The following is a 490-nucleotide window of genomic DNA, read 5'->3' on the forward strand; positions in this document are numbered from 1 at the left end:
CCAAATAAACTTACACCCGATTTTCCATTACTAGTATTTGGGACAACATTAATGTTTAATGACTGATTTAAAAGATCTGCTAAATTATTACCAGCTCGAAGTTCTATATCTCTTTGAGTGATAACTTTTACCTCAAATACTGAATTTTTAACGGACTGTGGATTTATTTGTCCAGTAATAACGACTTCTTCTAATTTTTCGATTTTTGTAGAATCTTTCTCAATGCGTTTTGTTTCTTGAGCCTGTAAGAAGCTTCCTAAAAAAAGTATAAAATAAATACACGAATTATTTTTATTTAGAATCATTCTTGATTATTTTTGCACAAATATAAATACTTATTCTTATTCATTCCAAATAAGAATAAGGTTTTTTTAAAATAATGTTTTAATCAATACATAATGAAAAAAGTAGTTCTATTAGCCAGTTTGTTTTTTGCGTTTTCACTAAATGTTAATGCTCAAAAAAAGAAAAAACAAGACAAAGAAGCCAT

General features: G+C 26.5%; 1 pseudogene. It reads right to left on the reverse strand.

The features are described from left to right. Positions 1-305: pseudogene (locus B2U95_RS01410) on the reverse strand (TonB-dependent receptor); the annotation flags it as partial. Positions 306-490 lie beyond the last annotated feature (185 nt).

It is taken from the genome of Winogradskyella sp. UBA3174 (assembly GCF_002364335.1).
Classification (GTDB): domain Bacteria; phylum Bacteroidota; class Bacteroidia; order Flavobacteriales; family Flavobacteriaceae; genus Winogradskyella.